13 protein-coding genes are annotated in these 18,404 nt (G+C 60.2%); 1 reads left to right on the plus strand and 12 read right to left on the minus strand.

Going from position 1 to position 18,404, the window contains the following annotated elements; translation table 11 throughout:
* Positions 1-93: 93 nt before the first annotated feature.
* On the minus strand, positions 94-990 hold the full coding sequence (locus tag AC07V0_RS05160) for a LysR family transcriptional regulator (RefSeq protein WP_086944120.1): 897 nt from the start codon (positions 988-990) through the stop codon (positions 94-96).
* 118 nt (positions 991-1,108) lie between these two features.
* On the opposite strand from AC07V0_RS05160, the gene AC07V0_RS05165 reads away from it, so the two are divergent.
* Positions 1,109-2,383, plus strand: coding sequence for an MFS transporter (locus tag AC07V0_RS05165; protein ID WP_495019472.1), 1,275 nt, complete (start codon positions 1,109-1,111; stop codon positions 2,381-2,383).
* A gap of 69 nt (positions 2,384-2,452) precedes the next feature.
* Here the strand turns inward: AC07V0_RS05165 and hemE are convergent, their stop codons facing one another.
* The 11 genes from hemE to AC07V0_RS05220 form a co-directional block, all read right to left on the minus strand.
* Positions 2,453-3,520: a uroporphyrinogen decarboxylase gene (gene hemE / locus AC07V0_RS05170; protein WP_138866669.1), complete on the minus strand. Its 1,068-nt coding sequence runs from the start codon at positions 3,518-3,520 to the stop codon at positions 2,453-2,455.
* A 233-nt stretch (positions 3,521-3,753) separates the two neighbouring features.
* Positions 3,754-5,172 carry an FAD-dependent oxidoreductase gene (locus AC07V0_RS05175; RefSeq protein ID WP_495019473.1) on the minus strand — a complete coding sequence of 473 codons (1,419 nt, stop codon included), beginning with the start codon at positions 5,170-5,172 and terminating at the stop codon, positions 3,754-3,756.
* 33 nt (positions 5,173-5,205) lie between these two features.
* Entirely contained in the window at positions 5,206-9,651 is a 4,446-nt protein-coding gene (gltB, locus tag AC07V0_RS05180) for a glutamate synthase large subunit (RefSeq protein WP_495019474.1), read from the minus strand.
* 353 nt (positions 9,652-10,004) lie between these two features.
* The gene (locus AC07V0_RS05185) at positions 10,005-11,618 is read right to left on the minus strand and encodes an AAA family ATPase (protein WP_064615929.1); all 1,614 of its coding nucleotides are present in this window, start codon (positions 11,616-11,618) and stop codon (positions 10,005-10,007) included.
* Positions 11,619-11,628: 10 nt separating this feature from the next.
* The gene (gene aroB / locus AC07V0_RS05190) at positions 11,629-12,729 is read right to left on the minus strand and encodes a 3-dehydroquinate synthase (RefSeq protein ID WP_495019475.1); all 1,101 of its coding nucleotides are present in this window, start codon (positions 12,727-12,729) and stop codon (positions 11,629-11,631) included.
* A gap of 150 nt (positions 12,730-12,879) precedes the next feature.
* Positions 12,880-13,398, minus strand: a complete 519-nt coding sequence (gene aroK / locus AC07V0_RS05195) for a shikimate kinase AroK (protein WP_019581860.1) — start codon at positions 13,396-13,398, stop codon at positions 12,880-12,882.
* A gap of 4 nt (positions 13,399-13,402) precedes the next feature.
* Positions 13,403-15,478 (minus strand): type IV pilus secretin PilQ, encoded by a 2,076-nt coding sequence (locus AC07V0_RS05200; RefSeq protein ID WP_495019476.1) that lies wholly within the window; start codon positions 15,476-15,478, stop codon positions 13,403-13,405.
* 13 nt (positions 15,479-15,491) lie between these two features.
* A complete protein-coding gene (locus tag AC07V0_RS05205) occupies positions 15,492-16,019 on the minus strand; it encodes a pilus assembly protein PilP (protein ID WP_495019477.1) in 528 nt (175 codons plus the stop codon).
* A complete protein-coding gene (pilO, locus tag AC07V0_RS05210; RefSeq protein ID WP_018928616.1) occupies positions 16,016-16,639 on the minus strand; it encodes a type 4a pilus biogenesis protein PilO in 624 nt (207 codons plus the stop codon). The genes AC07V0_RS05205 and pilO overlap by 4 nt, the downstream gene beginning before the upstream one ends.
* Positions 16,636-17,202: a PilN domain-containing protein gene (locus tag AC07V0_RS05215; protein WP_018928617.1), complete on the minus strand. Its 567-nt coding sequence runs from the start codon at positions 17,200-17,202 to the stop codon at positions 16,636-16,638. Before AC07V0_RS05215 ends, pilO begins: the two co-directional genes overlap by 4 nt.
* Positions 17,202-18,266: a pilus assembly protein PilM gene (locus AC07V0_RS05220; RefSeq protein ID WP_018928618.1), complete on the minus strand. Its 1,065-nt coding sequence runs from the start codon at positions 18,264-18,266 to the stop codon at positions 17,202-17,204. Before AC07V0_RS05220 ends, AC07V0_RS05215 begins: the two co-directional genes overlap by 1 nt.
* Positions 18,267-18,404: the final 138 nt, after the last annotated feature.

Here is an 18,404-nt window from a genome sequence, read left to right on the forward strand (position 1 = left end):
TGCGTACCGCGGCTTTGATTGCCTAAAACTCAGATAAATCACTAGGACGGATCCATTACTTGAAGTGTCCTGAGTGCGGTGATTTGCTCGCTTTCACTTCCCTTCAACCTTACGCGTCAACAACTCCACAAACGCCTTGGCCATCGGCGACTTCTGATCCTTGCGCTGCACCAGCCACACCGCCGAAATCGCCTCTGGATCGAGCAATGGCCGATACACCACGCCATCAATGCGCATCCGCTGATAAGACGCCGGCAACACCGATACCCCCAAACCCGCCGCCACCAGCCCGATGATGGTCATCGCCTCGCCCGCCTCCTGGGCAAAGTGCGGGCTGAAGCCGGCGTCCCGCGCCAGAGTGAGCAGTTGTGCGTACAGACCGCTGCCATAGCTGCGCGGAAAAAATACGAACGGCTCGAGGGCCAGGGCGGACAGGAACAGACCTTCTTCGCTGCCATCCACCAGCGGATGCTTGGAGCTGAGCACCGCCACCAATGGCTCACGCATCAGTTCCACCACGCTGAGGGAGTCCGGCAAGCCCAACGGTCGCATGATGCCGACCTCGATCGACTCGTCCACCAGCGCATCGGCCACTTGGGTGCTGCTCATTTCCCGCAGGTTCAGGTGCACCGCCGGGAAGCGCTGGCGAAATGAGAAAATCGCCTGGGGAATGGTCGAGTTGAACGGCGCCGACGAGGTGAAGCCGATCTTCAGTTCACCCAATTCACCAAGTTGTGCCCGCCGAGCCACATCCGCCGCTTTGTCGACCTGCGCCAGCACCAGCCGCGCCTCTTCCAGAAACAGCCGACCGGCCTCACTCAACTCGACCCGACGATTGGTCCGCTCGAACAGACGCGCCCCCACTTCCTGTTCCAGCGCCTGAATCTGCTGGCTCAGCGGCGGCTGCGAGATGCCCAGCACTTGGGCGGCGCGGCCGAAATGCAGTTCTTCGGCGACGGCAATGAAGTAGCGCAGGTGACGCAATTCCATGAAAACTCCATTAGGTCGTTAAACCTATCAAACAGGTCGAACAATATATTGGATAGAAACATTAGCCAGCTATATGATTTTTTCATTGCCTGACCGGCTGCGTCCTCCGAGGTCCGAAGTGAAAACTGCTGTCGCCCCACTCGCCCATGAAATCCCGCCCGCCGCGCTGAATGATGTCGTCGCTGAACACAACGAGATCTACATCGAGAAAGGCACACCGATGTTTATGCGCACGGTGCTGGCGCTGTTCTCCGGAGGCTTCGCGACCTTTGCCCTGCTCTACTGCGTACAGCCGATGATGCCGCTGCTGTCCCGCGAGTTTTCCATCAATGCGGCCCAGAGCAGCCTGATCCTGTCGGTCGCTACCGGCCTTCTCGCCATCGGCTTGCTGATCACCGGCCCCATCTCCGATCGCATCGGGCGTAAACCGGTGATGGTCGCCGCACTGTTCGCCGCCGCACTGTGCACCATGGCCAGTGCGATGATGCCGAGCTGGCAAGGCGTGCTGGTGATGCGGGCGCTGGTCGGGCTGTCGTTGAGCGGTCTGGCGGCGGTGGCGATGACTTACCTGAGCGAAGAGATCCACCCGCAGCACATTGGCCTGGCCATGGGCTTGTACATCGGTGGCAATGCCATCGGCGGCATGTGTGGACGCTTGATCGTCGGGGTGCTGATCGACTTCGTCAGCTGGCACACGGCAATGCTGGTCATCGGCGGCCTGGCGCTGATTGCCGCCGCGGTGTTCTGGAAAATCCTCCCCGAATCGCGCAACTTCCGCGCCCGCTCGCTGCACCCGCGTAGCCTGCTCGACGGCTTCACCATGCACTTTCGCGACGCCGGCCTGCCGCTGCTGTTTGTCGAAGCGTTCGTGCTGATGGGCGCGTTCGTTACCCTGTTCAACTACATCGGCTATCGCCTGCTGGCCGAGCCGTATCACATGGACCAGGCCTTCGTCGGGCTACTCTCGGTGGTGTACCTGTCGGGCATCTACAGTTCGGCGAAAATCGGCGCCCTGGCCGACCAGCTCGGCCGGCGCAAAGTGCTCTGGGCAACCATTGTGGTGATGCTCGCGGGCCTTGCGTTGACGATGTTTACGCCCCTGCCAGTAGTGATCTTCGGCATGCTGGTCTTCACCTTCGGCTTCTTCGGCGCGCATTCGGTGGCCAGCAGCTGGATCGGTCGTCGCGCGACCAAGGCCAAGGGGCAGGCGACGTCGTTGTACCTGTTCAGCTATTACGCCGGGTCGAGTATCGCGGGTACGGCGGGCGGTATGGCCTGGCATCTGGGTGGCTGGAACGGGATCGGGCTGTTCATCAGCGAATTGCTGGTGATTGCGCTGTTGGTGGCGTTGAAATTGGCGAAGTTGCCGCCGTTGGAGAATTTGAAAGCTTAAGGCTGCGATCTTTTTGATTTTGATGCAAAAACGCCCGGCAAATGCCGGGCGTTTTTTATCGGGCGACGATCACTCGTGATACTGCGCCGACAGCTCATGCACCGCGCGCAAGAAAGCGCCTGCGTGCTCCGGATCGACTTCCGGCGTAATGCCATGGCCGAGGTTGAACACGTGGCCGCTGCCCTTGCCGTAGCTGGCGAGGATCCGGCCGACTTCGGTGCGGATGGCCTCTGGCTTGGCGTAAAGCACGGTCGGGTCCATGTTGCCTTGCAGGGCGACTTTGTTGCCGACGCGTTGGCGGGCTTCGCCAATGTCACAGGTCCAGTCCAGGCCCAGCGCATCAGCGCCGGCGTCGGCGATGCTTTCCAGCCACAGGCCGCCATTTTTGGTGAAAAGGATGACCGGCACTTTGCGGCCTTCGTGTTCGCGGATCAGGCCGCTGACGATTTTGCGCATGTAGGCCAGGGAGAATTCCTGGTACGCCGCCGCCGAGAGATTTCCGCCCCAGGTGTCGAAGATCTGCACTGCTTGTGCGCCGGCCAGGATCTGGCCATTGAGGTACGAGGTGACCGACTGCGCAAGCTTGTCCAGCAGCAGGTGCATGGCTTGCGGGTTGTCGTAGAGCATGGCCTTGGTCTTGCGGAAGTCTTTCGACGAACCGCCTTCAACCATGTAGGTGGCCAGGGTCCATGGGCTGCCGGAAAAACCGATCAGCGGCACACGGCCGTTCAGTTCGCGGCGGATGGTGCTGACTGCGTCCATGACGTAGCCGAGGTCTTTCTGTGGATCAGGAATCGGCAAGGCTTCGATGTCAGCCAGGGTGCTGACGACCTTTTTGAAGCGTGGACCTTCACCGGTCTCGAAGTACAGGCCCTGGCCCATGGCATCGGGGATGGTCAGGATGTCGGAGAAGAGGATCGCCGCGTCCAGTTGCGGATAGCGGTCGAGCGGTTGCATCGTGACTTCGCAAGCGAACGCCGGGTTCATGCACAGGCTCATGAAGTCACCGGCCTTGGCACGGCTGGCGCGGTATTCCGGCAGGTAGCGACCGGCCTGACGCATCATCCACACTGGGGTGACGTCTACGGGTTGCTTGAGCAGGGCGCGAAGGAAACGGTCGTTCTTCAGGGCAGTCATGTCGGCATCCGGAAAAAAAGTGCGGGCATTTTCTCAGAGCGCGACGCAAAAGGCACGGCAAGAGCCGATCCTTTTGTCTATCGGGTCAATTTGTCGCGGTGAAATGCAGACTTTGCAGCACCACAAAACACTGTAGGAGCCGGCTTGCTGGCGATTCAGACGACGCGGTATATCAGGTACACCGCGTTATCGTTCATCGCCAGCAAGCCGGCTCCTACAGGGTCAGGCGTCGATCAGACGCCCAGGTAATCCAGGATTCCTTCGGCGCCATTGCGGCCTTCGAAGATCGCCGTCACCACCAGGTCGGAACCGCGCACCATGTCACCACCGGCGAAGATTTTCGGGTTGCTGGTCTGGTGCTTGTACTGGCCTTGCTCCGGCGCCACGACGCGGCCCTGGCTGTCGGTCTGGATGCTGAACTGCTCGAACCACGACGCCGGGCTTGGACGGAAACCAAACGCGATGACCACGGCGTCGGCCGGGATGATCTCTTCGGAACCCGGGATCGGCTCGGGGCTGCGACGGCCACGGGCATCCGGCTCGCCGAGACGGGTCTCGACCACCTTCACGCCTTCGACACGGTCTTCACCGACGATTGCGATCGGCTGGCGGTTGTAGAGGAATTTCACGCCTTCTTCCTTGGCGTTCTTCACCTCTTTGCGCGAGCCCGGCATGTTCGCTTCGTCACGACGATAGGCACAGGTCACCGCCTTGGCGCCCTGACGAATGGAGGTACGGTTGCAGTCCATCGCCGTGTCGCCGCCACCCAGCACCACCACTTTCTTGCCTTTCATGTCGACGAAATCTTCCGGCGACTTTTCAAAGCCCAGGTTGCGGTTGACGTTGGCGATCAGGAAGTCCAGCGCGTCGTGCACGCCTGGCAGGTCCTCGCCGGCGAAGCCGCCCTTCATGTAGGTGTAGGTGCCCATGCCCATGAAGACCGCATCGAATTCTTCGAGCAGTTGTTCCATGGTCACGTCCTTGCCCACTTCGGTGTTCAGGCGGAACTCGATGCCCATGCCGGTGAAGACTTCGCGGCGATTGCTCAGCACGGTCTTTTCCAGCTTGAACTCGGGAATGCCGAAGGTCAGCAGACCGCCGATTTCCGGGTTCTTGTCGAACACCACCGGCGTCACGCCGCCACGCACCAGCACGTCGGCACAGCCCAGGCCCGCAGGGCCCGCACCGATTACCGCAACACGCTTGCCGGTCGGCTTGACCTTGGACATGTCCGGGCGCCAGCCCATGGCGAACGCGGTGTCAGTGATGTACTTCTCGACCGAACCGATGGTCACTGCACCGAAACCGTCATTGAGGGTGCAGGCACCCTCGCACAGACGATCCTGCGGGCACACCCGGCCGCAGACTTCCGGCAGGGTGTTGGTCTGGTGCGACAGCTCGGCGGCCTGGAGGATGTTGCCCTCGGCCACCAATTTGAGCCAGTTGGGAATGAAATTGTGCACCGGGCACTTCCATTCGCAATACGGGTTACCGCAGCCCAGGCAGCGGTGGGCCTGGTCGGCCGACTGCTGGGGTTTGAACGGTTCGTAGATTTCCACGAACTCTTTCTTGCGTTGACGCAACAGTTTCTTCTTCGGATCCTTGCGCCCGACATCGATGAACTGGAAGTCGTTATTCAGACGTTCAGCCATAGTTAAAACCTCATCAAACTCTTCAGGCGCATATCACTGCGGGTTGGCACGGGTGCTGGAAAGCAACGATTTCAGGTTGGCAGCCTTGGGCTTGACCAGCCAGAAACGACGCAGATAGTCATCGAGGTTTTCAGCGAGGTTACGACCCCACTCGCTGTCGGTTTCCTCGACGTATTCGTTCAGCACGCGTTGCAGGTGGCTGCGATAGGCTTCCATCGCCTCACCGCTGATCCGCTGGATTTCCACCAGTTCGTGGTTGACCCGGTCAACGAAGGTGTTGTCCTGGTCGAGCACGTAGGCGAAACCACCGGTCATGCCTGAGCCGAAGTTGTAACCGGTCTTGCCCAGAACGCAGACGAAACCACCGGTCATGTACTCGCAGCAGTGATCGCCTGTGCCTTCCACCACAGTGTGAGCACCGGAGTTACGCACCGCGAAACGCTCGCCAGCGGTGCCGGCGGCGAACAGCTTGCCGCCAGTGGCGCCATACAGGCAGGTGTTGCCGATGATGGCACTGTCCTGCGTCTTGTAGAGGCTGCCTTTCGGCGGAACGATGACCAGTTTGCCGCCGGTCATGCCTTTGCCGACGTAGTCGTTTGCGTCGCCTTCCAGGTACATGTTCAGGCCACCAGCGTTCCACACGCCGAAGCTCTGACCCGCCGTCCCTTTGAAGCGGAAGGTGATCGGCGCGTTGGCCATGCCCTGGTTACCGTGTTTGCGGGCGATTTCACCGGAGATCCGCGCGCCGATGGAACGGTCGCAGTTGCAGATATCCAGGGCGAAATCGGCACCGCTCAGGTCGTTGATTGCCGAGGTGGCCATGTCGACCATTTTCTCGGCCAGCAGGCCTTTGTCGAACGGCGGGTTGCGGTCGACCTGGCAGAATTGAGGCTTGTCTGCCGGGATGTGATCGCTGCCGAGCAACGGAGTCAGGTCCAGGTGGTTCTGCTTGGCGGTCTGGCCTTCGAGGACTTCCAGCAGATCGGTACGACCGATCAGCTCTTCGAGGGAGCGCACGCCCAGCTTGGCCAGCCACTCACGGGTTTCTTCGGCGACGTAGGTGAAGAAATTCACCACCATGTCGACGGTCCCGATGTAGTGATCCTTGCGCAGCTTCTCGTTCTGAGTCGCAACGCCGGTGGCGCAGTTGTTCAGGTGGCAGATGCGCAGGTATTTGCAGCCCAGGGCGATCATTGGCGCGGTGCCGAAGCCGAAGCTTTCAGCGCCGAGAATGGCTGCCTTGATCACGTCGAGGCCGGTTTTCAGGCCACCATCGGTTTGTACCCGGACTTTGCCGCGCAGGTCGTTGCCACGCAGGGTCTGGTGGGTTTCGGCCAGGCCGAGTTCCCACGGCGCACCCGCGTATTTGATCGAGGTCAGTGGTGATGCACCGGTGCCGCCGTCGTAGCCGGAGATGGTGATCAAGTCCGCGTAGGCCTTGGCCACACCGGCCGCGATGGTGCCGACGCCCGCTTCTGCCACCAGCTTCACCGAAACCAGCGCATTCGGGTTGACTTGTTTCAGGTCGAAAATCAGCTGCGACAAGTCTTCGATCGAATAGATGTCGTGGTGCGGCGGAGGCGAAATCAGGGTCACGCCCGGCACTGCGTAACGCAGCTTGGCGATCAGACCGTTGACCTTGCCGCCTGGCAACTGACCACCTTCGCCGGGCTTGGCACCCTGGGCGACTTTGATCTGCAGCACTTCGGCGTTGACCAGGTATTCCGGGGTCACACCGAAGCGGCCAGTGGCGACTTGCTTGATTTTCGAGCTCTTGATGGTGCCGTAGCGCGCCGGGTCTTCGCCGCCTTCGCCGGAGTTCGAACGCGCACCGAGGCGGTTCATGGCTTCGGCCAGGGCTTCGTGGGCTTCCGGCGACAGGGCGCCCAGCGAAATACCAGCGGAGTCGAAGCGCTTGAGCACCGACTCCAGAGGCTCGACTTCGCTGATGTCCATCGGCGTGTCGAGGGTCTTGACCTTGAGCAGGTCGCGGATCATCGACACCGGGCGGTTATCCACCAGTGACGTGTATTCCTTGAACTTGCTGTAGTCGCCCTGCTGCACTGCGGCTTGCAAGGTGTTGACCACGTCAGGGTTGTAGGCGTGATATTCGCCACCGTGGACGAACTTCAGCAGACCGCCTTGCTGGATCGGCTTGCGCGGGCTCCAGGCTTCGGCCGCCAGGGCTTTCTGCTCGGCTTCGATGTCGACGAAGCGTGCACCCTTGATGCGGCTTGGCACACCACGGAAGCTCAGTTCGCAGACTTCTTCGGACAGACCGATGGCCTCGAACAGCTGTGCACCGCGATACGACGTGATGGTCGAGATGCCCATCTTCGACAGGATCTTGAGCAGGCCCTTGGTGATGCCTTTGCGGTAGTTCTTGAACACCTCATAGAGGTCGCCCAGCACTTCACCGGTGCGGATCAGGTCACCCAGCACTTCATAGGCCAGGAACGGGTAGACCGCCGAGGCGCCGAAACCGATCAGCACCGCGAAGTGGTGCGGATCACGTGCGGTCGCGGTTTCCACCAGAATGTTGGAGTCGCAACGCAGGCCTTTTTCGGTCAGGCGATGGTGCACGGCACCGGTCGCCAGCGAAGCGTGGATCGGCAGCTTGCCCGGAGCAATGTGACGGTCACTCAGTACGACCTGGGTGCGACCGGCGCGAACGGCTTCTTCAGCCTGATCGGCGACGTTACGCACCGCGGCTTCGAGACCGACGCTCTCGTCATAGTTGAGGTCGATGATCTGACGCTCGAAGCCTGGGCGATCGAGGTTCATCAGCGAGCGCCACTTGGCCGGAGAAATGACCGGCGAGCTGAGGATCACGCGCGAGGCGTGTTCCGGCGACTCCTGGAAGATGTTGCGCTCAGCACCGAGGCAGACTTCCAGCGACATGACGATGGCTTCGCGCAGCGGGTCGATCGGCGGGTTGGTGACCTGCGCGAACTGCTGACGGAAATAGTCGTACGGCGTGCGCACGCGCTGGGACAGCACGGCCATCGGCGTATCGTCACCCATCGAGCCGACGGCTTCGTAGCCTTGCTCGCCGAGCGGACGCAGCACCTGGTCGCGCTCTTCGAACGTGACCTGGTACATCTTCATGTACTGCTTGAGCTGGTCGACGTCGTAGAACGCTGAACCGTGGTCGTTGTCTTCCATGGTCGCCTGAATGCGCAGGGCATTCTTGCGCAGCCATTGCTTGTACGGATGACGGGACTTCAAGCGGTTGTCGATGGCGTCGGTGTCGAGGATCTGACCGGTTTCGGTGTCCACGGCAAAGATCTGGCCCGGGCCGACACGCCCCTTGGCGATCACGTCCTCAGGCTGGTAGTTCCAGACACCGATTTCCGAGGCCAGGGTGATGAAACCGTTCTTGGTGGTCACCCAACGCGCCGGTCGCAGGCCGTTACGGTCGAGCAGGCACACCGCGTAGCGACCGTCGGTCATTACCACGCCGGCCGGACCGTCCCACGGTTCCATGTGCATCGAGTTGTATTCGTAGAACGCACGCAGATCCGGGTCCATGGTTTCGACGTTCTGCCACGCAGGCGGGATGATCATCCGCACGCCACGGAACAGGTCGATGCCACCGGTGACCATCAGCTCGAGCATGTTGTCCATGCTGGAGGAGTCGGAACCGACACGGTTCACCAGCGGGCCGAGTTCGTCCAGATCCATCAGATCATTGGTGAACTTGGTGCGACGGGCCTGCGCCCAGTTGCGGTTGCCGGTGATGGTGTTGATTTCGCCGTTGTGGGCAAGGAAGCGGAACGGCTGCGCCAGCGGCCATTTCGGCAGCGTGTTGGTCGAAAAGCGCTGGTGGAACACGCAGATCGAAGTTTGCAGGCGCTGGTCGCTCAGGTCTGGATAGAAGGCGGTCAAATCCGCCGGCATCATCAGGCCTTTGTAAATAATGGTCTTGTGGGAAAAGCTGCAGATGTAGTGATCGACATCGGCGGCGTTGGCCACGGACGAACGACGACGGGCGCTGAACAGCTTGATCGCCATGTCCTGATCGCTCAGGCCTTCACCACCGACGAACACTTGCTCGATCAGCGGCAGGCGCTCGAGGGCCAGGCGGCCGAGGACGCTGGTGTCGATCGGCACTTTGCGCCAGCCGACCAGGGTCAGGCCTTCGGCCAGGATTTCGCGGTTCATGTTCTCGCGAGCGGCTTCGGCTTTCACCGGATCCTGGTTGAAGAAGACCATGCCCACGGCATATTGCTTGGGCAGTTCGACGCTGAAGGTTTCCTGGGCGATGGCACGCAGGAACACATCCGGCTTTTGAATCAGCAGACCGCAACCGTCACCGGTCTTGCCGTCGGCGTTGATCCCACCGCGGTGGGTCATGCAGGTCAGGGCCTCAATGGCCGTTTGCAAAAGGGTATGACTGGGCTCGCCCTGCATATGGGCTATCAGGCCAAAACCGCAGTTATCCTTGAATTCATCTGGTTGGTACAGACCTGCTTTCATAGACACTTTCTCACCAGGCTGCCTCTTATCGAGGCAAATTTCTTTTCAATTCAACCAGTTACCATCCGCGCCGAACGTACGCCAGCTTTGCGGGGGCAAAAGGGAGGTCATTGTACACACCGACACAGAGGCTCACAAATTTGACGACGAAATGTCGCAAATCTATGTCGCATTTGTGAAAGGTTTAAAGCGATATGCTGTGCTAGTCAAAACTTTTTTTAATTTTGACCGCAGCGACTCAAAGACTACTGTGACGCAGACACCACAAGGCACGCGGTCTATAGAGACAGCGCGCGCACTTGTAGAAATTTTGAGGTGCTTGGAGAGGCGGCCTGGGTAAGGCCGCCGAATCTTCAGCGAGTTGTTGCCAGTTCCTGTTGGACGCTGGCGACAGTGCGAGGCCAAGGTTTACCAGCCTGAACCTTCGCTGGCAAGGCCTTGATGGCAGTAACGGCTGCATCGCGGTTGGCGAAGCTACCGTAGGTGATGACGTAAAGCGGCTTGCCGTTGAGCACTTTCTTGAAATAACGGTACTCGCCGCCCTGCTCCTTGACGAAGTTTTGCGCGGTCGATTCGGAGCTGGTGCCAAGGATCTGCACTACATAGCTGCCTGGTGCCTGGCCTGCGTACCAGCTGCCACCAGCGGCTTTGGCCACGGTAGCTGGCTTCTCGGCGGGTTTGGCCACGACGGCCGGCTTGGCGGGCGCCGGAGCCGGTTTGGCAGCCGGTGCAGGCGCTGGCGCTGGCTTGGCCACAGGCGCGACAGGCTTGGCGGTCGCGACTTGAGTCGGCGCAGGCGTCGGCTTGGCAGCCGGTGTCGGCGCGGGCCCCGCTGGAACGCCTGCCGGTGGCGCAGTGGTGGTCACGGTGGGCGGTGTGGCGCTGGAGCCTTCGACCGGTACGCCATCATCGCCTTCGGTAATGCCTCCAGCCGCTTCGGCCAACGGACCACGCATCACTGGCTGCGAGTTACCGACCAACGGCAATGGCATCGGTTGCGTATTACCGGCGAACTCCACGGAGGGAGCGCCTGCACTGTTAGGTTTTGGCGTGCCCTGGCCCAGCGGCAGTTGTGCCTGTTCGTTGGCAGGCGCGCCGGTGGTCGGTGCTTTGTTGCGACCTGGCATCAACCAGGCGGCAGCTACCGCGACCACGACGACGGCGGAAATTGCCAATACGTGTTTCTTCGGCATGTTGAACCCCATACTTGGACGCTTGACCGCTGAGCGGCTGGCAATCATGGCTTCGATCATTGCATCGCGGGCGACCTGGTTGATGTTGCCAGGCCAACCGTCGGAGCTTTCGTGAATATCAGAGATCTGATCCGCGGTGAAAAGTTCGATTCCCCGGCCAGCACCTTCAAGACGCTGATCCAGATATTCGCGGGTTTCTTCTTCGGTGTAGGGCTGCAATTCGATGACGTGAAAACGCTCTTCCTCGAGGCTCAGCGCATCAAGTTGAGCAATCAGCGAGGACTCACCGAACAGGAATACATGCGGACGACCTTCCGGCGCGCCGGCAGCCAGGGCCAACAAGGCTTCCAGTGCAGACTCGTCGAGTTGCTCGGCGTCATCCACCAGCAAATAGACTTCCTGCCCCGTGAGCGCAAGCTGCACCACTTGAGCCAGGATCGCTCCGATCTCGGCCTGAGCAACGTCCAGCGCCTGAGCCACTTGATTCAGCACGCCAGCGGCATCGCCGGCGCCACGGGCGGAAACCACCACGCTCTGCACTGACTGTTTGTTGGTGCTGGCCACCAGGGCCTGACGCAACAGGGTTTTGCCGCTGCCTTGCGGACCGGTGACCACCAGCAGCAACTGGCTGTAGCGAGCCAGGTGGTGCAACTGGCCCAGCACCGGCTTGCGCTGGGCCGGGAAGAATTTGAAGCCAGGCACCCGTGGAGCGAAAGGGTCATGACTTAACTGGTAATGGCCGAGGAAAGCCTCGTCGGCATGCAAACTAGTCATCGGGATCTTATTAACCTTTAAGCTGAGCCAGGGCGCGGTAATCCGCTCCCAGCGTGGCCTGTAAAACCTCTTTCGGATAATCGTCGGTCACCACCGCTTCGCCCATGTGGCGCAGCAGCACCAGGCGCAAACGACCGTCGATCACTTTCTTGTCAATTGCCATGTGTTCGAGAAAATCTGCTTCGGTCATCTCTTCCGGCGGGATGACCGGCAGGCCGGCGCGCTGGAACAGGCGAATACCGCGATTACGCTCCTCTTCGCTGATCCAGCCCAGCCGCGCGGACATTTCCAGAGCCATCACGGTGCCAGCAGCGACTGCTTCACCATGCAACCAGACACCATAGCCCATATGGGTTTCGATCGCGTGGCCGAAGGTATGCCCCAGGTTCAACGTGGCACGCACGCCGGTCTCTTTCTCGTCGGCACCCACCACTGCCGCCTTGGCCGCACAGGAACGTTCGATAGCGTAAGTCAGGGCGGCCTGGTCCAGGACGCGCAGGCGATCGACGTTTTCTTCGAGCCAGGTCAGGAATGGCTCGTCACAGATCAGCCCGTACTTGATGACTTCCGCCAGCCCGGCAGACAGTTCGCGGGCCGGCAGTGTGTTGAGGGTGGCGGTATCGATCAGCACCACGTTGGGCTGATAGAAGGCGCCGACCATGTTCTTGCCCAGCGGATGATTGATCCCGGTCTTGCCGCCCACCGAAGAATCGACTTGCGACAGCAACGTGGTCGGCACCTGGATGAAATCGACGCCCCGCTGGTAGCAGGCCGCGGCAAAACCGGCCATGTCACCGATCACGCCGCCACCGAGGGCAATCACCGTGGTGCGACGGTCGTGCCGAGCAGTCAGCAAGCCATCGAAAATCAGTTGCAGGGTTTCCCAGGTCTTGAAGGCTTCGCCATCGGGCAGCACCACGGAAATGACCGAGAACTGCGCCAGACTGCGGGTCAGACGCTCGAGGTAGAGCGGCGCGACGGTCTCGTTGGAGATGATCGCCACCTGCCGCCCGCGGATATGCGGGGCTAGCAGCTCAGGCTTATCCAACAAACCTTCGCCAATATGAATCGGGTAGCTGCGCTCGCCTAGATCGACCTTGAGTGTCTGCATGTGTCCCCACAGTGAAGATGGAATCAGGCGTCCTGCCTTGAGTTTACGAATTCCATGGCGTCTGCTGGTGTGACGCCGTCCGGTAGTCATCCGCCACAACCTTGAGCGGCTGCGACAGGACGCCGAGGATAGCGCATTTCGCCCCGTGCATTAACGGGGCGGCAGCTGCTGCAAGCGTTCGAGAATATCGAGCACCACCATCCGCGGTGGCCGCTCATCGGTTTCCACCACCAGGTCGGCGATTTCCCGATACAGCGGGTCACGGATCGCAAGCAAGTCCCGCAGGGTCTTGGCCGGATCGGCGGTACGCAGCAGTGGCCGATTGCGATCGCGAGCCGTTCGGCCCACTTGCTGCTCGACAGACGCGTGCAGATAGACCACCCGACCACCGGCGTGCAGCGCCCGACGATTGGCCTCGCGCATTACCGCTCCGCCACCGGTCGCCAACACCACGCCGTCGGACGCGCACAGCTCGGCAATCATCGCCTGCTCGCGGTCACGAAAGCCCGGTTCGCCTTCTTTATCGAAAATCCACGGGATATTGGCGCCCGTGCGCAATTCAATTTCCTTATCGGAATCTTTGAACGGCAGGCGCAGCTCTTTGGCCAGCAACCGGCCGATGGTGCTTTTTCCAGCCCCCATCGGTCCAACAAGAATCAAATTTCGCACAGAATCAATGACTCACAGCAATCGCCTGATTGTTCATGATACGCGGAGTGAGAAATACCAGCAGCTCGGATTTTTTCTCCGAAACCACGTCACGCCGGAAAAGGCGGCCAAGATACGGTACATCACCGAGAAATGGCACCTTATCTACAACCTTGCTCTGAGTATTTGAGAAAACCCCACCAATCACGATGGTCTCGCCGTCGTTGACCAATACCTTGGCGTTGACCTCGTTTTTCTTGATCGGCGGTACATCCTGCACTTTGTTCAGGTAGTCCGGTTCGTCCTTGGTGACCTTGACCTCCATGATGATGCGGTTGTCCGGGGTGATCTGCGGTGTCACTTCCAGGGACAGCGAAGCCTCCTTGAACGACACTGAAGTGGCACCGCTGGAGCTGGCTTCCTGATAGGGGATTTCGGTGCCCTTGAGGATTTTCGCGGTTTCCTTGTCTGACGTGACCACCTTGGGCTGCGAGACGATTTCCCCGTTGCCGGTTTTTTCCATGGCCGTCAGCTCAAGGTCCAGCAGCACATTGTCAGTAATGAAGGCGATGCCGATCCCCGAGGTGTTGGAGGAAGTCCCAAGGTCGACGAACGGCGAGTTGGTGCTGGTGCTGCCCGGCGTGCCGACGGTGGTCGAAGAGCCGTTGACCCCGGAGCCGTTCCAATTACCCTTCTGCACCGAACCGCCCCAGCGCACGCCGAGGCTTTTGTCGTAATCGACGTTGGCTTCAACGATGCGCGCCTCGATCATCACCTGACGCACTGGAATATCCAGCTGTGCAACGATGCGACGCAGCTCGTCGAGGCGGTCCTGGGTCTGGTAGGCAATGATGTTGTTGGTCCGCTCATCGACAGTGATTGAACCGCGCTCGTCGACTTTCGCCTCGGCGCTGGTCACCGACTGGAACAGCTTGGCGATATCGGCAGCCTTGGCGTAGTTGACCTGCAACAGCTCGCGACGCAGAGGCGCCAGTTCGGCGATTTGTTTCTGCGACTCCAGCTCCTGACGCTCCCGGGCAGCGATTTCGTCGGCCGGCGCCACCAGCAACACATTGCCAATCTTGCGCTTATCCAGGCCTTTGGTTTTCAACACCAGGTCCAGCGCCTGATCCCACGGCACATTCTGCAGGCGCAACGTGATGCCGCCCTGCACCGTGTCACTGGCCACCAGATTGAGGTTGGTGAAATCGGCGATCAATTGCAGCACCGAGCGCACATCGATGTCCTGGAAATTCAACGAGAGCTTTTCGCCGCTGTAGGCAAAACGTTCGGCGTTGCGTTTTTGCAAGTCATCGACAGTCATCGGCCGGATGCTGATGGTCAGTTTGTTATCGGTCTGGTAGGTCGAATAATCGAAGGCGCCGCTGGGCTCGATGCTGATGATGGCCCGGTCGCCCGTGGCGCTGGCGTTGACGAACTGCACCGGGGTAGCGAAATCCTTGACGTCGAGACGGACGCGCAACCGCTCAGGCAATTGGGTTTTGGTGAAGCCGACGATGATCTTGCCATCGCGTTCCTGAATGTCCGGGGCGATGGATGGATCCGACAGATCGATAACCACGTTACCTTCACCCTGGGTGCCGCGCTGGAAATCCACGCCACGAATAGCCTTGCCCACGGGAGCACTGGCTCTGGCGGGTGCGGGTACCGCCGTGGCCGCGCGTGGTGCGCTGGCAATCGGTTTGGACGCCTTGTTACCGGCCGCCTGCCCGACGACCACGAACAGGTTGTTGCCTTCGACACGTGCGCTATACGGAGTCAGTTGAGTCAGACCGATGATCAGCCGCGTGCGGTCCTTGGCTTCCACCACCGTGGCGCTGCGGGCATTGCCGCCGCCCAGGTCACGACTCTTGTTCGCCAGCTGACTGGCAACTCCCGGCAAATCCAGCGCAATCCGCGCAGGCTGCTCAGTCGTATAGCCATGAGGCTGCGGTGGCGGCCCGTCGAACGACAACTTCAGCTCGACACGGTCACCAGGCAGCGCGGCGACATCCAGCGCTTTGAGGTTGGCCGCCTGTACCAACGGCGACAGAAACGCTATCCATAGCGAAATACCGAAGGTTGAGAAAATCCTGTTCATTGTTCGAGTTCCACTATGAGTGCTCTTTCAAAGGGATGGTCCGCGGCCGCTCCAGCCAGGCGCCTTCGCCATCGGGAACGATTTCGACCACATCGACTTGCGAAGCGCTGATGGCGACGATCCGTCCATCATTACGTCCCAGGTAATCGCCGACTTTCAGCCGATGCACACCGCCCGCCCCGCGCAGCAGCGCAAAGGAGCCGGAGGCATTGGAGATTGTGCCGACCATTTCAAATTGTTCGATGTTGAAGCCTTCGAGGTACTGCTTGACCCGGTTAGGGTCGGGCTTGACGTTGCGCGAGCCGTGCTTCTGGCCAGCCAGATCGACTCTGACCTGCCGGGAGAACGGACTGCGCAGGTTGGCAGCGCTGTAGGTGAATGTCGGATAAGACTGGAATGTCGGCGTTGGCTCAATCTTGCCGGGCGCTCGCAGACGCACTTCGTTCAGGTAGGCGTCGATGTCGCTGAAACCATTGTCACCGCCACAACCGGCCAGGACGACCAGACAAATCACCATCGACAGGCAACGAATCGGGTTCATTTCTGCAACCCCTTGTCGTTGTAGCGGTAGGTCTTGGCAAGGATGCTCATGCGCAACTTCGGACCGCCTTCGGGATTGGCCGGCACCAGGTCGAAATCATGCAGGGTGACGATCCGCGGCAACCCCGCCACGCCGCTGACGAAAGTGGCCAGGTCGTGATAGGCACCGGTGACGGTGATCTGGATAGGGAGTTCGATGTAGAACTGCTGGGTGACCTCCGGCAGCAGCTTGATCTCTTCGAACTCCAGGCCACTGCCCAGGCCGGTGCGGGTGATGTCCTCCAGCAGGCCGGGCACTTCGGTGTCGCTGGGCAATTGCCGTAATAGCATGCCGAAGGAGTTCTCCATTTCCTTCATCTGCTGGGTATACAGCTCAAGATTGGCCGCCATGTGGGCTTTGGTCGCAAACTGCTCCTTGAGCGTCGACTCCTCCTCACGCTTGAGTTCCAGGTGGCTTTCCAGGTCGCTGATCAGGAAGCTATAGCCCAGAGCCATCACCAGCACCATCAGCAGAACACTCGCAAGAACCTTGATCGCCCTTGGCCAGGAACCCATGTTGTTGGTGTCCAGATCGCTGATGTCGATCTGGCGCAACCCTTCGAGCCATTCGGACAGCCTCATTTAGCCACCCCCACAATTGCCGGCTGAGTCTGACGGACGGTCAACTGAAAAATATTGGCCTGATCCAGCTGACCGGCGGTGGTCGCTTTGACTTCCGTGAGATTGGGCGCATCAAACCAGTCGGATGCATCTAGATTGCGCATCAAATCCGAAACACGATTGTTGGACTCCGCCGCGCCGGTGATGGACAAGGTCTTGCCGACCATTTTCACTTCGGTGAAATACACGCCGTCCGGCAAGGTGCGCGCCAACTGATCGAAGATCCTCCCGCTGATCGGCCGGTTGCCTTGCAGGTCCTGGATGATGCGCATGCGCTCGACGAGCTGCTGGCGACGAGCCTTCAGATCGCTGATCTGTTTGATCCGTTCGTCGACCACGGCAATCTGCTTGGCGATGTAATCGTTACGCGCGACTTGTTGATCAATGGCGCTGTTAATGACCTGGTCCGTAATCAGCAGTGCCCCCACCGACCCTGCCAGCACACCGGCCAACGCCAGCAAAAAGCGTTTGCGCCGCGCTTCGCGCAACTCTTCACGCCAGGGTAAAAGATTGATCCGTGCCATCAGTCGAAACTCCTGAGGGCCAGCCCGCAGGCGATCATCAGTGCCGGCGCATCGCTCGCCAGGGCACTGGCGTTGACCCTGCTGCTCAGGGTCATGTCGGAGAATGGGTTAGCGACCTGGGTCGGCGTACCCAGACGCTGCTCGATCAACCGATCCAGCCCTGGGACCGAGGCAGTGCCGCCGGCCAGGAGAATGTGATCGACCGAGCTGTATTGGCCGGAGGCAAAGAAAAACTGCAATGAGCGCGATACTTGTTGCACCAACGCATCCCGAAACGGCTGCAAGACCTCACTGACGTAATCGTCCGGCAAACCACCCTGTTTCTTCGCCAACCCAGCCTGCTCGACCGTCAGGCCATAACGGCGCTGGATTTCTTCCGTCAGTTGTCGGCCGCCGAACAATTGTTCGCGGGTGTAGATGATCCGCCCATTATTCAACACGCTCAGGGTGGTCATGGTGGCGCCGATATCGACTACCGCCACGGTCAGATGCTCCTGAGAGGCGGCCAGCTGGGTTGCCAGCAAGCCGAACGCTCGCTCCAGGGCATAGGCTTCGACATCGACTACTCGCGCGGTCAGCCCGGCCAGGGCCAGGGCCGCTTCACGAACCTCGACGTTTTCCTTGCGACAGGCGGCCAGCAGCACATTGACCCGCTCGGGGTTGCGCACTGACGCGCCTTGCACTTCAAAGTCGATCGCCACTTCATCCAGCGGATACGGGATGTACTGATCGGCCTCGATCTTCAGCTGGTTTTCCATCTCGTCGTCGGAAAGACCGGCGTCCATCTCGATGGTCTTGGTGATCACCGCCGAGCCGGCGACCGCCACGGCGACGTTCCTCTGGCTGGTTTTGGCCTTGAGCAGCACGCGTGCAAGGGCCTGCCCCACGCCTTCGAGCTCGGCAATATTTTTTTCGACCACGGCACTGGCGGGCAGCGGCTCGACCGCATAGGCCTCAACCCGATAACGGTCGCCTTGGCGGCTTAACTCCAACAGCTTCACCGACGTAGAGCTGATGTCGATCCCCAGAAGCGCATTGGTTTTTTTATTGAAGAGTCCTAGCACTACCAATTCCCTATGACTATCCGTGAGTTACGGACTCTGTAATATCCATTGCGTTCAATACCCCCCGTCTTGACAGAAGCGCAAATGACGCTCCCTGCGGAAAAATGCTTATAATGCCGAGCGTTTTTCCGCTTTCAC

This window comes from Pseudomonas sp. GW821-FHT01E10, assembly GCF_059422365.1.

Excerpts from the sequence above, each read along its gene's own strand:
- AC07V0_RS05175 (WP_495019473.1), bottom strand. The coding sequence starts at position 5,172 with ATGGCTGAACGTCTGAATAACGACTTCCAGTTCATCGATGTCGGGCGC.
- AC07V0_RS05200 (WP_495019476.1), bottom strand. The coding sequence starts at position 15,478 with ATGAACAGGATTTTCTCAACCTTCGGTATTTCGCTATGGATAGCGTTT.
- AC07V0_RS05185 (WP_064615929.1), bottom strand. The coding sequence starts at position 11,618 with ATGACTAGTTTGCATGCCGACGAGGCTTTCCTCGGCCATTACCAGTTA.
- gltB (WP_495019474.1), bottom strand. The coding sequence starts at position 9,651 with ATGAAAGCAGGTCTGTACCAACCAGATGAATTCAAGGATAACTGCGGT.
- AC07V0_RS05160 (WP_086944120.1), bottom strand. The coding sequence starts at position 990 with ATGGAATTGCGTCACCTGCGCTACTTCATTGCCGTCGCCGAAGAACTG.
- AC07V0_RS05215 (WP_018928617.1), bottom strand. The coding sequence starts at position 17,202 with ATGGCACGGATCAATCTTTTACCCTGGCGTGAAGAGTTGCGCGAAGCG.
- hemE (WP_138866669.1), bottom strand. The coding sequence starts at position 3,520 with ATGACTGCCCTGAAGAACGACCGTTTCCTTCGCGCCCTGCTCAAGCAA.
- AC07V0_RS05205 (WP_495019477.1), bottom strand. The coding sequence starts at position 16,019 with ATGAACCCGATTCGTTGCCTGTCGATGGTGATTTGTCTGGTCGTCCTG.
- aroB (WP_495019475.1), bottom strand. The coding sequence starts at position 12,729 with ATGCAGACACTCAAGGTCGATCTAGGCGAGCGCAGCTACCCGATTCAT.
- pilO (WP_018928616.1), bottom strand. The coding sequence starts at position 16,639 with ATGAGGCTGTCCGAATGGCTCGAAGGGTTGCGCCAGATCGACATCAGC.